21 protein-coding genes are annotated in these 12,018 nt (G+C 67.7%); all 21 read right to left on the bottom strand.

The window, feature by feature from the left end:
- Positions 1-235: 235 nt before the first annotated feature.
- Positions 236-934, bottom strand: coding sequence for a hypothetical protein (locus tag CD928_RS17535; RefSeq protein ID WP_141237194.1), 699 nt, complete (start codon positions 932-934; stop codon positions 236-238).
- A 24-nt stretch (positions 935-958) separates the two neighbouring features.
- Positions 959-3,052: a phage portal protein gene (locus tag CD928_RS17530; protein WP_095388385.1), complete on the bottom strand. Its 2,094-nt coding sequence runs from the start codon at positions 3,050-3,052 to the stop codon at positions 959-961.
- Complete coding sequence (locus tag CD928_RS17525) at positions 3,049-4,443, bottom strand: terminase family protein (protein WP_095388384.1); 1,395 nt, start codon at positions 4,441-4,443, stop codon at positions 3,049-3,051. The genes CD928_RS17530 and CD928_RS17525 overlap by 4 nt, the downstream gene beginning before the upstream one ends.
- The gene (locus tag CD928_RS17520; RefSeq protein ID WP_095388383.1) at positions 4,443-5,030 is read right to left on the bottom strand and encodes a phage protein Gp27 family protein; all 588 of its coding nucleotides are present in this window, start codon (positions 5,028-5,030) and stop codon (positions 4,443-4,445) included. Before CD928_RS17520 ends, CD928_RS17525 begins: the two co-directional genes overlap by 1 nt.
- The gene (locus tag CD928_RS17515) at positions 5,031-5,324 is read right to left on the bottom strand and encodes a hypothetical protein (RefSeq protein ID WP_095388382.1); all 294 of its coding nucleotides are present in this window, start codon (positions 5,322-5,324) and stop codon (positions 5,031-5,033) included.
- Positions 5,321-5,647: a DUF2730 family protein gene (locus CD928_RS17510; protein WP_095388381.1), complete on the bottom strand. Its 327-nt coding sequence runs from the start codon at positions 5,645-5,647 to the stop codon at positions 5,321-5,323. Before CD928_RS17510 ends, CD928_RS17515 begins: the two co-directional genes overlap by 4 nt.
- The gene (locus tag CD928_RS17505) at positions 5,647-5,874 is read right to left on the bottom strand and encodes a TraR/DksA C4-type zinc finger protein (RefSeq protein ID WP_217983783.1); all 228 of its coding nucleotides are present in this window, start codon (positions 5,872-5,874) and stop codon (positions 5,647-5,649) included. Before CD928_RS17505 ends, CD928_RS17510 begins: the two co-directional genes overlap by 1 nt.
- On the bottom strand, positions 5,874-6,110 hold the full coding sequence (locus tag CD928_RS17500) for a hypothetical protein (protein WP_095388380.1): 237 nt from the start codon (positions 6,108-6,110) through the stop codon (positions 5,874-5,876). The genes CD928_RS17505 and CD928_RS17500 overlap by 1 nt, the downstream gene beginning before the upstream one ends.
- Positions 6,100-6,672, bottom strand: coding sequence for a hypothetical protein (locus CD928_RS17495; RefSeq protein ID WP_095388379.1), 573 nt, complete (start codon positions 6,670-6,672; stop codon positions 6,100-6,102). The genes CD928_RS17500 and CD928_RS17495 overlap by 11 nt, the downstream gene beginning before the upstream one ends.
- Positions 6,669-7,220, bottom strand: a complete 552-nt coding sequence (locus CD928_RS17490) for a glycoside hydrolase family 108 protein (RefSeq protein WP_095388378.1) — start codon at positions 7,218-7,220, stop codon at positions 6,669-6,671. The genes CD928_RS17495 and CD928_RS17490 overlap by 4 nt, the downstream gene beginning before the upstream one ends.
- Positions 7,221-7,339: 119 nt before the next feature.
- Positions 7,340-7,729, bottom strand: coding sequence for a helix-turn-helix domain-containing protein (locus tag CD928_RS17485; RefSeq protein ID WP_095388377.1), 390 nt, complete (start codon positions 7,727-7,729; stop codon positions 7,340-7,342).
- Position 7,730: 1 nt separating this feature from the next.
- Positions 7,731-7,997 (bottom strand): hypothetical protein, encoded by a 267-nt coding sequence (locus tag CD928_RS17480; RefSeq protein WP_095388376.1) that lies wholly within the window; start codon positions 7,995-7,997, stop codon positions 7,731-7,733.
- On the bottom strand, positions 7,994-8,278 hold the full coding sequence (locus CD928_RS17475) for a hypothetical protein (protein ID WP_095388375.1): 285 nt from the start codon (positions 8,276-8,278) through the stop codon (positions 7,994-7,996). The genes CD928_RS17480 and CD928_RS17475 overlap by 4 nt, the downstream gene beginning before the upstream one ends.
- 2 nt (positions 8,279-8,280) lie before the next feature.
- Complete coding sequence (locus CD928_RS17470) at positions 8,281-8,535, bottom strand: hypothetical protein (protein ID WP_095388374.1); 255 nt, start codon at positions 8,533-8,535, stop codon at positions 8,281-8,283.
- On the bottom strand, positions 8,532-8,813 hold the full coding sequence (locus CD928_RS17465; RefSeq protein ID WP_095388373.1) for a hypothetical protein: 282 nt from the start codon (positions 8,811-8,813) through the stop codon (positions 8,532-8,534). Before CD928_RS17465 ends, CD928_RS17470 begins: the two co-directional genes overlap by 4 nt.
- Positions 8,813-9,397, bottom strand: a complete 585-nt coding sequence (locus CD928_RS17460; protein WP_176473624.1) for a regulatory protein GemA — start codon at positions 9,395-9,397, stop codon at positions 8,813-8,815. Before CD928_RS17460 ends, CD928_RS17465 begins: the two co-directional genes overlap by 1 nt.
- Positions 9,394-9,666, bottom strand: coding sequence for a hypothetical protein (locus CD928_RS23120; protein ID WP_141237193.1), 273 nt, complete (start codon positions 9,664-9,666; stop codon positions 9,394-9,396). Before CD928_RS23120 ends, CD928_RS17460 begins: the two co-directional genes overlap by 4 nt.
- Complete coding sequence (locus tag CD928_RS17455) at positions 9,666-9,854, bottom strand: hypothetical protein (protein ID WP_095388371.1); 189 nt, start codon at positions 9,852-9,854, stop codon at positions 9,666-9,668. Before CD928_RS17455 ends, CD928_RS23120 begins: the two co-directional genes overlap by 1 nt.
- A complete protein-coding gene (locus tag CD928_RS17450; protein WP_141237192.1) occupies positions 9,851-10,132 on the bottom strand; it encodes a hypothetical protein in 282 nt (93 codons plus the stop codon). Before CD928_RS17450 ends, CD928_RS17455 begins: the two co-directional genes overlap by 4 nt.
- 213 nt (positions 10,133-10,345) lie before the next feature.
- Positions 10,346-10,999: a DUF3164 family protein gene (locus CD928_RS17445; protein WP_255247229.1), complete on the bottom strand. Its 654-nt coding sequence runs from the start codon at positions 10,997-10,999 to the stop codon at positions 10,346-10,348.
- A 23-nt stretch (positions 11,000-11,022) separates the two neighbouring features.
- Entirely contained in the window at positions 11,023-12,012 is a 990-nt protein-coding gene (locus CD928_RS17440; protein ID WP_095388369.1) for an AAA family ATPase, read from the bottom strand.
- Between the last annotated feature and the right edge of the window lie 6 nt (positions 12,013-12,018).

Raw genomic sequence — 12,018 nt, 5'->3', positions numbered from 1 at the left:
TGTTCCGGGGCAGCGGCGGACAGACGATGCGGGGGGTCGCGCCGATGTAACCGAACTCGGCGCCCGATGACAACAGGCTCCCGATCACCCACGGGTCGCCCCGCGCCGCTGGGTGGAAATAGCGCCCTAAGAGGGCTGAGAAGCCGCTAAGAAGGCTGGCGCATGAAAAAGGCGATGCCGAGGGCCTCGGCATCGCCTGACACGCTCCTGGAGCGAATTTCGCTGGGGCCGACGATCAGCGCCGCAGCGTCTGCCGATATTGGAGGAAATGCGACAGCGCCGTGTCCCGGCCCAGCGCCTCTTTCACCGCCGCCTCGTCGACCTCGCCATCGGCGCCGGTGAAGACACGCCCGATCGCGTCGTGGATCTCGCGCAGCTGCTTGAGGCCAGAGGCCGATACCGCGTTCGGGTCCTCGTCGATCGCCGACGCCATCTCGCCGAGCCCGCCGATCAGCGACGCGAAATGCTCGTCGCGCAGCTTCGCGCCCTTGATGGCGATCGTGCGGGTTCCGATGCCGGCGCCGCGCAGCACCGGCGACACCTCGTCGACGTCCAGCTTCTTCAGCACGCGCACCCGGCTGTTGCCCGACACCCGATAGTCCATGTCGACGATGTTGTAGCCATAGGACCATTCCTGAACCGGGTCGCCCGTCTCCAGGTCGAACAACAGCGCCTGGTGCCACTCGCGCCCCGCTTCGGTCTTCAGGTTCAGGTTCAGCTCGGCAAAGGCCGTGTCGCCCTCCTCATAGACCCGCGCCTTGCCGAACGGCATCTTCCGCCGATCGTGCGCCGGCATCATCATCGCCCACTGGTGCCCGCCCGCCTTCCATGCGAAGGCGCCGCGATCATAGGTGTCGCCGTCATTGTCGACCGCCGACAGCGTCGCCAGCTCGGCCAGCCCCTTGCCGCTCTCGTCCATCGCTTTGATGGTCATGGATTTCGTCTGCAACATCATCTGTCAGTCCTCTTCGAAATTGGGGGCAAAGCTCAATGTGCCGTTGGGATGCTCGGCGTCGGCCATCACCACCGCCTGCTGGATGCCGACGATCGAGCCGTCGCGCGCGATATGCGAGAGCAGCGACCGGCCCGGCCCGAGCCGGCCGTCGAACACGATGAACGACGAGACGCCGGCCGCGCGCCCCCGCTCGATCGTCGAGATATTCTGCGCATATTTCGCCTCGGTCCGCGCGATCCGCAGCGCGCGCACTTCGGGATCGAGCGACGGTCCCGATGCGACGGCGGGCAGGATGCGCGCCGCGAGCTGCACCGCGCCTTCGCCCGCCGCCCGGCCCTCGGCCAGCGCGTCGAACACCGCGGCGCGCGTCTGCCGGTCGAGATCGACAAGCCCGGCCCGCCGCCCGCCCGCCGCGACGATCGACTGCGCGACCTGATCGGGCAGCGAAGCGCCGAGCCCCGCGGCTTCGGCTGCATCCCCGGTCGCCTTGCCGATCTCCAGATATTGCGCCTCATAGATCGCCCGCAAATCGCTCGCCCATTTCGGGATGCCCAGCCGGTCGAGGATCATGTCGACGAGCAGATCGTCGCTCTTCGCCCCCCGCGCCTTTCCGAACTGCTCCTCGAGGAGTTCGGCCGACGCTTCGACAGCGGCCCGGCCGAGTCGGTCGAAGAAGCCAATGAGAGGTTTCTTATACGCCTCTACCAGCCCCTTTTCCTGCCGCTGAAGCATCAGCAGATAGGCGGCGCCGCGCTGGTAGGCGTCCTGGCTGGCGGCGCGCCCCTTCGCCCCGCGCCCCTTCGGCGTCGCATCGGGCTCGGATCGCTCGCCGTTTTCGGGAACCTCGATCATCGAAATCTTGCGCAGGTAGAAACGATGGCTGTCGTCGGCATCGAGGCCGAGTGCCTGGCGCGCTTCATAGAGCTGCGCCGCGCCCGCTTCGAATATCTTGATCCAGCGATCGGCCTTCTTGTCCTCGTCCTCCTGCATCGCCGGCACGTCCGACGTGTCGAAAAAGACGTCGAGCCCATCGGCCTTTCCGAACTGCGGCAAAAGCGACCGCTTCAGCTCGTCGGCCGCGAGACGGCAGAGCGGCAGCACGCCATTCTGCCACGCCTGCTTGCCGAGCTGCTCCATCGTCGCGCCGACCTTGGTCTGCTGAAGCCCGGCGCCGAAGCCGACGACAGCGGCGGGAATGCCGATCGCGGCGCACACCCGCTCCTCGGCGACGTCGCGCGCGCCGCCCGTGTCCATCATCTGGGGATTGAAGCCGAAGGCGCTGACCTCGGTCGGCGCGCCCAGGACGAGCGGGCTCCCGCGGCCGTCGCCGCTGAACTGCGACCGCACGTAGGTCTTGGTCGCCTCGACGTCGGCGGGATTGGGCATCGCGCCGCCCTTGGGGCTGATCACGACGCCGGGCACGCCCATGTTGCGGAGCAGCGCCGACACGAAATTGCTGCTCTCCAGGTCCATGAAGATTTCGCGCAGCGCGTTGTCGATCGGCGCCAGCCCCTTGCGGGGATTGCGCGGGTTGATGCCGTGCCGGAAATGGATCACGTCCGCGGGGTCGATCTCCATCGACGCCGCCCCGCCGCCCGGCGAATAGAGATAGTGCGAGATGAAGACGCTGCCGTCCGCGGGCCATTTCGGCTCCAGCATCCAATGCGGGATATACCAAAGCTCGGCGGGCCGGCCGAGGCCGTTGCGGACGATCAGCCAATAGGCATTGCCGTCCAGGATCATGCTCAGCACATAGCCCCACCACAGCACGATATCCCCGTAATAGGGGTTCGGGCTCTGGATCAGCGCGAGCATCAGGTGATCGGGCAGGTCATCGACCGCACCCTTCCGGTTCCGCTGCCGGACCATCAGCGTCGCCTCGGGCAGCGCGCGCTGCACCCATTGCACCGGCGCCATGACCACCGACGCGTCCAGGCAGTCGCCGATCTCCTTGCGATAGTCGAAGCGGGTCCGCCGCAGCAGACCGCCAAAGAATGGCGCGGTGCCGCCGTGCCGGAAATTGTCGATCGTCGCGCGGACGGCTTTGACGAAGCCTGTCCTGAGCGCATGGAATGCAGTCGAAGGGCGGCCGATCATGCCGGTATCCAATCCTGGTCTAGTTTCGAGGCCGGCGCCGGCTGGTCGAGGAGCGGGCGCCAGCGCGCGCCCTCGATGCCGGTCGCCGCGTGGATCGCGAGGCCGAGCGCCCAGAAGCGGTCGGCGTGGCCGTCTGGCGTGCGCTCGGCGGTGAAGCGGATATTGCCCGCGGCGCTGACCTGCTTGGTCACCGACCGCAGGTCGGCCCGGATCGCCTTGTCATAGGGGATGCGAAGGCGCCGATCCTCCATCGTCGCGCGCACCGGATAGGCGAGCGCTTCCTTGACCCGCGGCGTGAAGGTTACCGCTTCCACCGCATAGTGACCGAACTTGCGCTGCGCGTCGTCGGCCCAGCCGATGCCGAGGCCGGTGGCGTCCATGCAAGTGCGCGCGCAACGCTCCATCCACGGCCAGATGACCGCCTCTTGGTCGGCCTTGGTCATGTTCTGGAGGCACTCGATATGGCGGGTGTAGAAGACGTCGCCGAGGCGCTCGATCACCCACAGGACGGTCAGGTCCTTCTTGCGGCCGATGTCGACGCCGGCGAACAGCTCGCCGCCCTCGCAGCGCGTCCAGTCGGTGCCGCCCGCATATTCGGCGGCCGCGATCAGATCATATTCCAGGAACGCCGCATCGTCGTCGGCCGCGATGCACATATACTCCTGAAGGAAGCTCTCCTCGTCGGCGCAGCCGGATTTGACGAAGTCGAAATATTCGGCCTCGGTCATGTCCTGGAGTTCGTGATCGGCGGGGAGGTTCTGCTGGAGCTTCCAGAGCAGCCCTTCGTCCAGGGCCATCTGCAACGTCACCGTGTGCATGCTGATGCCCTTGGGGTTTCCGCCCTCTTCGACCTCGCGGACAAGCGTGTTGAAGAAATTCTTCGATCCACGCGGCGTCGATATGACCTCCATCGAACCGCCCCAGGTGATGCCGGGGTAGGCGATCGACCAGAGCTTGCGCGGGTCGGGATGAAGCGCGAACTCGTCTAGGATTCGCCCGCCGCGCTTGCCGGCCTGGGCGTCGGGGTTCGAACTCATGGAATGAATGCGCCGGTCATTGGGAAAGCGCAGCACATAGGCCGAGTGCTTTTCCTTCGGATCGAGCACCACTTCGCCCAGATCGCGGGCGGCGACGTCCATCGCTTGCGCCCACAGCTTGCAGTCCTCGAGGAAGAGGCGCGCCTGGATATCGTCACGCGACGACACCCACTGATCATAGCGGGCGCCCTGCACGGCCGTCCGCTTGTCGGCCGCATAGGCGGTCGCCCAGGAAAAGCCGAGCTGGCGCCCCTTGCGCGCCAGTTTGAGACGGCTGTTGTCCTCGATCCAGCGCGACTGGAAGGGCAGGAAGATCGCGCCGCGGTTGGCGGGGATGATGCGCGCGCGGCCCATCAAACCTGTCCGGTGGTCAGAAGGTTCGTGATCTTGCTCAGCGTGTCGACGCCGACGCCAGCCGCCGCACCAACCTCGGCGACCGCCGCCGCCGCCTTCGCCAGCCGCTGCTCGACCTCGGCCTCCAGCTGGCGACGATGCTCGGCCGACACCTTCTGCGCCGCGACCGCCGACGATACGGCGCGCGACAGCTCCATCAGCCCCTTGCTGCTGACCTCGCCGCCTTCCAGCAGCTCCAGCGCCGACACCTTCACCATCTCGGCGATCATCATCGTGACATGGTCCGGCCCGTCGGTGCCGAGCGACGGCACCAGCTCGGACGCGATTTGGCGCGCCTCGTCGAGACGGCGGAACTGGACCGCCTTACGGAGCGACCAGCGCCCCCAGGCCGATTTCGTGATCGGCGCGATGCCGCGATCCGCCAGCCGCGCGTTGAACTCGACCAGGATCATCTTCGCGGGCTTCGTGCGCTCGCGCAGCTGATCCAGCGCCCAGACGATATCGGGCTCCGCCTCGGGGGGCAGCAGGTCGATCGACGACAGGCGCCCGCGGCCGTCCTGCCGCCCCTTGTCGTCCCCGGCGCTCATTCAGCGAAATTCCGCAGGCGGCGTGATGCCCGAGATGATCGACCGCTCGTCCAGATGGTCGCGGCCCGCGGGCGTGATCTTCGCGATCGCGATATCGCCCGCGCGCGTCAGTTCGATCGCCTCCAGCTGCGCGAGCTTGACGAGCTGCGTGTCGATCCACTCGACCGGGCGGACGAAATAGACGTCGAGCACGCGGCGCAGCGACACCGAATTGAGCGTGCCGTTCATCTGCTGGGCCAGCTCGCGCAAGATGATCAGGCGCGCATCGAGCGCGACCTTGTCCTTCCAGCTCATGCCTTTTCGCTCCGCAGATACTCGTCCATGCGGCGCACGGTCGTAGCGAGGCCGGTCAGCGTGCCGTCCAGCCGTTTGACGTGCCCGTCGAGCTGGGCGATCGACAGGCGAAGCTCCGTGACCTGCTCGCCGGTCGGCGCGTGCTTCGCTTCGCCTTCCAGCGCCTGAATGCGCCGATCATGGTCCTTCAGGTCGGTGCTGTGCTTCTCCAGCCGGTCGGTCATCCCCTTGGTGCTGCGGCTCAGCATGTTCCAGGCCATGTTGATGATGCCCAGGGCAAGGCCGACCGCGCCGGCCCATTGGGTGAAAAGCTGCAAATCCATTACCAACCCCGCTTTGCGGCGCGCTCGCGCCGCGCTTCACAATTTGCGCAGCGGCGGGCCGATGGCATCGCCGCCCGCCGCCCCTTCGAAATCTCCTCGCCGCAATCCCCGCATTCGGCCCGGCCCGGTTCGGCCAGATGCTTGCGGATGCCGGCGATCCTCGTGTCGCGCTCCAGATCGACCATCGCCTCGGCATGCTCGATCGCGCGGTTACCCGCGTGGCGCATCAGCCCGCCGCGTCATCCGGTGGCGTCGCGCCGATCCGTTGCTTGGCGCGCAGCCGGCCGAAGATGACGAACAGGGCGAACACCCCCGTCGCGATGTTGCTGACCGCGCCGCCGATCCCGGCCGCGTCGTCGCTGCTGACGCCGATCCCCAGCTCGGGGGCCACGGTGATGATGAAGACGCCGATCGCGCCCCAGATCGTTTTCGACTGCCACCAGGGCTTGGGACTATTCGTCACCGTTCGGCTCCTTCTGCTGTGGGGATTGCTGGGTCGCCGCCCAGATGCGCTGCTGCGCCGCGACCCAGTTGATCAGCTCGTCGAGCTGGATCGCCTGCTCGGTCGCGATCAGGGCGTCGCCGGTCCCGAGGGCGTCGCGGGAAGGAAATCCAGCTTCGCAGGCCGCGCCATCAACCCCTCGGGCGGGATCGGGAAGGCCGGGCACTGCCGCGCCTCGGCGACTGCCGGGATCGGCTGCGGCGGCTTCGGCCCGCACGCTGACAGCAGCAGCGCGGGCGCGAGCATCGGCAATACGCGCGTCAAAGGCATCGGAAATTCTCCTCGTCTCGGCAGCCTGGACCTGCTCGGTCAGCTGCTTGTTCTGCGCGTCCAGGATGCGCGCCGTCGCGGTCGCCGCCCGGTAATTGGCGACGGTCGCCCCGTGGGCGGTCTGCTCGGCCAGAAGGTCGGCCTCGGCGCCGCGCAGCTCGGCGCGCAGGATCAGCGCCCAGGCGAGCAGCCCGCCGATCGGCACGATCCACCAGAAGCGGCGAAGCAGCGTCCAGGCAGCCGCCCAGCTCATTCCGCGTTACCCAGGCGATTGGCGAGCCAGCCATAGACGAACGCCTCCTGGCTCGGCCGCTGCTCCGCGAGCGCGATGTAGCGCTCGCCCTGGAGCGCATCGAGCGCGCGCACCAGCACCGCCTCGCCGGCCTTGCCGCGCGTCCTAAGAAAGCCGTCGAGCGCCGAAAGCGTGCGCGGCCCGACCGCGCGATCGATGGACAGATCGGGATAGTCGCGCGCCGACCGGTTGAGCGCGTTGAGCGCGCGCTGGAGGAAGCCGGCCGCTGTCCCGATGCCCATGTTGATGCCGGTGTCGAACAGCTCGGCCGCGACCAGCGGCGCGCGCTCGGCAATCCGGTCGAACCCCGGCTTCGTCCAATAGAGCCTGCGATAGATCGCCGCCGCGACGTCGCGCGGCAGGCTGCGCATCGGCCCGGCATAGCCATTGGCCCGCGCCACCTCTTCGGTGATACCCCAGCACGTCGGCCCGCCGCGATCGGCGGGATGGTCCACATAGCGCCCCTCGCGATCGATGACCGCGTCGATCAGCTTTTCGATATCCGCCATCGCGGCCACTCCCTACGCAGGAGGCGCGCCTGTCGCGCGCCGTCGTCGGGATCGGGCTAATGGTCAGGAGGGAGGATCGCGCCCCGGAACATATTCCGGGCCAAGCGCCGAGAGGATCGTCAGAAGAGGCTGAGCTGGCCGTCGTTGCGCTTGATGCCGAGCTTCTTGCGGCGCAGGCGGATGCCGCGGATCGTGTAACCAGTCCGCAGCGCTATGTCACGTTCGGACATGTCGGCGCCGAGCAGCTCGTCGACCTGGGCGCGTGCCGACGCCGCCGACCCCGTCGGCCCCAGCGGCAGCTCCAGCCGGCGCGGGCGCCCCTGTCCGCGGGTCAGGTGCGCGCAGACGGCCTTGGCCTCGTCGCGGCCGATCAGGCGGCAAAGCCAATGATCATTGGCCGGGACGGGCGGAATATAGATCGACGTGCCGCCCCGGACGCGCGCGATCGTCAGCGCGGCGTCTTCGCCCGCGACCTCGGCGATCTCGGTCAGGATCGGCGGCAGGTTCATGTCAGCCGCGGCTCCCCCGAGGATCGAGCATGCGGGCGCGCACGCCGGGGTTGCCTTCGTCCATCACCGTGGTGACCGTGCCCGACCGGATGACATAGGCGAGCCCGTCTGCGACGATCAGATAGTCGCCGCCACCGATGGTATCGGCAGCCGTCGCCGCCCGGTCGAGCGAGGTTTCCAGCTGCGCGCGCAGCTGCTCGACCGCGAGCCCGCCCGCCCGTTCGAGGAAGCGCAGCAAGGCATGGTCGGAAACGCGGGGGGCGGTCATTCCGACGCAATCCCCTGCTGCTCGGCGGCAACGCGGATGATCGCGGCCAAGCTGGAGACGATTTCGGCGCGGATATCCTCGTCCAGTCCAAGAAAGCCCTGCTTGATGCCTCGCCGATCGTTCAGGTCAGAAAGAACGCCGCGTGCTGCGGCGTGCGCCCAATCGGTCGGCGGCGGCGGGTTCTCGCCATCATCCTGCCACCAAGTGTCAGGCGCGTCGAAAGGCCACTTCGCCCCATGGGCCAGCGTGATCTGAGCTACGTTCACCGGTTCGTTCGCCATCGTCAATCTCTCATCATCCAGGGGGCATTCTCGGGGGCGGGGCCTTGCGGCGGCTCGGCGCCGATCGGCGCGCCCGGCGCGACCGCGGCGCGGCCGCAGCGCTGGATCACCGCCAGCCGCTCCCGCGCCCGCCGCGCGCTCTCGCGCACCAGCTCGGCCTCGGCTTCGCGCAGCGTCAGCCCATGTTCGCGCGCATATTCGAAAATCTCGCGATGACGCCGCAGCGCGGCCGCGCGAGCAGGACAGGGAGTGCTCATTTGCCCCCCTTCGTCGTCATGCGCAGGCCGAAAGCCACGCTGCAGCTGCCATCCTTGCGGATGCGCACCGTGACGGTTTCCCCGTCGCCATAGGTCGCCCTCAGGCCGAGAATGCGCCCGCCGCCATTCTCACGGCTGCCGATGATTTCGCGCGGCGTCCCCTCGAAAACGTGCCCGCTCATTTGGCCGATCATCGCCGCCAGATCGTCGAACTCGCCGCCCGGCGCGACTTTCCAGCGATAAGAGCCGGCGCGCCGGCCGCGTTTCGCTTTCGCCATCACTTCGCCTCCCTGATCCGCGCGCCCAGCGCTGCGATGATCGCGTCCAGCTCGCCGGTGCGAACCGCGGGGCTGTCGACATAGCGCTCGCCCAGGCCGAGCAGCCGATGCTGCGCCGCGATCACCGCGACCTTGTTGGCGCGGCCGTCCGCGTCGCCGGCCTTCGGCCATTCGACCCCGGCCCCTCCCTTATCGACCGGGCGCGCCATCCATTTCTTGAGCGCCTCGATCACCGCCGCTGCGTCGCGCTGGTCGCGAACCCAGTTCAGGTGGCTGATCCCCGTCTGCCGCTCGGCGAAGGCGATCAGCGCCCGTTCGTGCCGGTTGTGCGCCACGCCCAGGTTCCACGCCGACAGCCAGAGCGCGACGAGCTTGGGCGCATAGGGACCCGTCAGCGCGCCGTTGCGATTGACCGGCTTGAACCCCAGCCGCTTCATTTCCTCGATCACCGCCTGCGCGCCGTCCGGCGTCAGCGCCTTCGCCGACGACTGTCCGCCCGCGCGCAGCAACAGCGCGCGATAATCGTCCTCGTCCATCCGCAGCTCGCGCTTCGCGACATGGATCAGCTTGATCGCCGCGCTCACGACGGCACCCCGCAACGATCGGGATGATGGCGCCGGAGTGCTTTGAGCAGGTCGGCGCTTCCCAGGCGCGCCTCTTCGCTCCATCTTTCGCGGCCGCTATAGCTGCAGCGATTGACCGTATCGCGGATGAAGGCGGGCCGAAGATCGGGGCGCGCCGCGATGATCTCGTCGGGTTTCAGGCCCTGATCCGCGAGTGAGAGGACGTCCCGCTCCTTCTGGAGCAGGCCGTCCGATCCGACCGGCCGACTTCCGTCATATTTCCTGGTCATCAAAGCACCTCGTAGAAAGCGATGTCGAAGGGATGCCCGGTCAGCGACCACCGGGCGCTTTCCGCCGCCCAGCCGCGCGGCGCGGTCGGCGACACGGGCTCGCGCCCGCAGATCGAACCCTCGGCCAGCTGCACGATCACACGCTTGCCTTCCGCGTCGGGCGGCAGATGGCCGGGGTTCGGTGTCACGACGCGGCGCCGCAGCGATGGGGAAAGCGCGCGGTGAGCGCTGCGACCAGCGCCGCCGAGCCCTGCGCCGCGTCGACCTTCCACGGCTCCAGCGCCGTGACGGAGAACTCGGACAGCACCTGGCTGACGAACTCGCGCGACAGCCCCGTCTGATCCACGATCTTGGCCGCGGGGACATAGGCGTCCCACAGGTCGAGAACGCGGCGCTCATTGTCGTTGAGCCCGTCGTCGCCGATCGGCCTGTTGGTCGCATAGCGAAGGCGGGCGACGTCGCTCACGACGGCCTCCGCAGCGAGACGATGACCAGCGGCAGGCCGCACCCGGCGCATTCGGCCGTGATGCGCCGACGAAGAACGCCTCGCCGTGGCAGTCGGGACAGCGGTTCGGACGGTCGATCGCATAGACCGGGACCGAAGGCCGGCGCCGCCACCGGAATGCGGTAGCCGCCCCGCCCCGGATCATCGGCGCGATCGCCACGACGCGCGCGCCCATCACACCCTCGCCAAGTCGATGCTGATCGTCTGCCACGGCTCGTCGGCACCGCCGCGCTCATAGAAGCGGACATAGGCCTTCGATCCGATGACGCGGATGCTGTCGCGGATCGCCTTCATCGCGCGCTGCCAGCGTTCGTCGTCGATCTCGAACCGCATCAGCATGAACAGCTCGGCGCGGTTGATATGGCCTTCCTTCTCGACGCTGAACACGCGGCTGACCAGCGCGCGCAAGGCCGCGTGGCTGTCGGCCGACCAGTCGACCAGGCATTCGTCGATCAGCGCCTTCGCGGCTTGCAGCTCGGGGCCGAACTCGATCAGGTCGGCGACCTGCACCTGCACCTTTTCCAGCCCGTCGAACGTCGTCAGGGTGATGTTGCCCTTCGCCCCGCCCAGCGGCGCGTCATATTCCTGCCGGAACAGCGCCTGGAGCGCGTTGACGTCCTCGAACGTGTGCCCCTTGAAGCGGCCCATCTGCGCCGACAGCTCGCGGGCAAAGCCCATGATCTTGCGCACCGTTTCGTCCATCAGCAGGTCGGTCGCCTTCACCGTCTCTACCGGGACGAGATTGCCCTTGGCGTCGCGCAGATAGGGCTTGCCGCCGACGTCGATCGTCGCCGGGTGCGCGCTCGCGATTTTGGTCATGTCGTTCATGTCAGTCTCCTCGGGTTGAAAGGTCAGGATGCGAGCCGCAGATGGCTTGTGGCGCGCGCGGCCATCGCCTCGCGCAGATGGCCGTGCGAAAGCGCCTGCCCGTCTTCGAGAGCGAGTAGCGACGCATTGCTGATGATCTGGCTGATCTCGCCCAGGCCGCCCGTCCCTGCGGTGCGCCCGACGCGCATCAGCAGCGAGCGCTGCTCGGCATTCTCGATGCGCCATGCATCCAGATAGGCGGCGATATCGCCGTCGAGCGGCATGTCCTGGACATGGCTCATTGCGATCCGGCGGTTCAGGCGCGCAAAGCTGTGCCGCCCGGTGCGCACCGACCCGCGGATCGTCGCATGCAGTTCCTCATTGCCGAGCAGGCAGATGCCGAGGCCGGCGATATCATGCCAAGCGCGCAGCTCCTCCAGCGCCTCGAACTCCAGATAATTCGCTTCATCGACGATCAGCAGGCAGGGGCGCCCCTTCACCATGTCGATCACCTGCGCCGACATCTGCCGCGCCCAGCTCGTTCCCGAACGGCCACCCATAGCGCGGATGACTTCGCCGAGCATGGCGGTCAGCGTTTTCGTCGTCGGCTTCATCGTGACCATGAAGGCGTTCGACGCGCTGGCGCAATAATGCTGCGCCTCCATCGTCTTGCCGGTGCCCGGCCCGGTCGCCGCATAGGTCATTTGCCCGCTGTGAGCGGTGACCATCAACCCGCGAAGCCGTGCTCCGGTCGGTGTCTGGATATAGGTCGGCGCGTTGCTGAGCCCTGCGTTGGCGGCGTCCGTGGCGCGCGCCGCCTGGCTGTCCAGCATCTGTCGGTATTTGAAGACCTTCTTCGCGATATTTTGGCTGTTTCCGGCATAGGTGCCCGGACCCCAAGTCGACAGCGTGCCTTGGGAAATCCCGCTTTCTTCGGCCAGCGCCTTCCACGACAGGCCGGTGGTGGCCCGTCGTTCGTTCAGCCATTCACGCAGTTCCGCTTCGTCGACCGGAAAATCCTCTGGGTTGTTCACTTGCTC

Source organism: Sphingopyxis sp. GW247-27LB (assembly GCF_002277025.1).
GTDB lineage: Bacteria > Pseudomonadota > Alphaproteobacteria > Sphingomonadales > Sphingomonadaceae > Sphingopyxis.
Note: the sequence above shows the minus strand (reverse complement) of the source record. Positions and strands in the feature narration are given on the sequence as shown.

Coding starts and splice junctions, on each gene's coding strand:
- CD928_RS23120 (WP_141237193.1), bottom strand. CDS start 9,666: ATGACCAGGAAATATGACGGAAGTCGGCCGGTCGGATCGGACGGCCTG.
- CD928_RS17475 (WP_095388375.1), bottom strand. CDS start 8,278: ATGGCGAACGAACCGGTGAACGTAGCTCAGATCACGCTGGCCCATGGG.
- CD928_RS17445 (WP_255247229.1), bottom strand. CDS start 10,999: ATGAACGACATGACCAAAATCGCGAGCGCGCACCCGGCGACGATCGAC.
- CD928_RS17485 (WP_095388377.1), bottom strand. CDS start 7,729: ATGAACCTGCCGCCGATCCTGACCGAGATCGCCGAGGTCGCGGGCGAA.
- CD928_RS17470 (WP_095388374.1), bottom strand. CDS start 8,535: ATGAGCACTCCCTGTCCTGCTCGCGCGGCCGCGCTGCGGCGTCATCGC.
- CD928_RS17525 (WP_095388384.1), bottom strand. CDS start 4,443: ATGGGCCGCGCGCGCATCATCCCCGCCAACCGCGGCGCGATCTTCCTG.
- CD928_RS17490 (WP_095388378.1), bottom strand. CDS start 7,220: ATGGCGGATATCGAAAAGCTGATCGACGCGGTCATCGATCGCGAGGGG.
- CD928_RS17515 (WP_095388382.1), bottom strand. CDS start 5,324: ATGAGCTGGAAGGACAAGGTCGCGCTCGATGCGCGCCTGATCATCTTG.
- CD928_RS17535 (WP_141237194.1), bottom strand. CDS start 934: ATGACCATCAAAGCGATGGACGAGAGCGGCAAGGGGCTGGCCGAGCTG.
- CD928_RS17505 (WP_217983783.1), bottom strand. CDS start 5,874: ATGCGCCACGCGGGTAACCGCGCGATCGAGCATGCCGAGGCGATGGTC.
- CD928_RS17465 (WP_095388373.1), bottom strand. CDS start 8,813: ATGGCGAAAGCGAAACGCGGCCGGCGCGCCGGCTCTTATCGCTGGAAA.
- CD928_RS17510 (WP_095388381.1), bottom strand. CDS start 5,647: ATGGATTTGCAGCTTTTCACCCAATGGGCCGGCGCGGTCGGCCTTGCC.
- CD928_RS17530 (WP_095388385.1), bottom strand. CDS start 3,052: ATGATCGGCCGCCCTTCGACTGCATTCCATGCGCTCAGGACAGGCTTC.
- CD928_RS17480 (WP_095388376.1), bottom strand. CDS start 7,997: ATGACCGCCCCCCGCGTTTCCGACCATGCCTTGCTGCGCTTCCTCGAA.
- CD928_RS17495 (WP_095388379.1), bottom strand. CDS start 6,672: ATGAGCTGGGCGGCTGCCTGGACGCTGCTTCGCCGCTTCTGGTGGATC.
- CD928_RS17520 (WP_095388383.1), bottom strand. CDS start 5,030: ATGAGCGCCGGGGACGACAAGGGGCGGCAGGACGGCCGCGGGCGCCTG.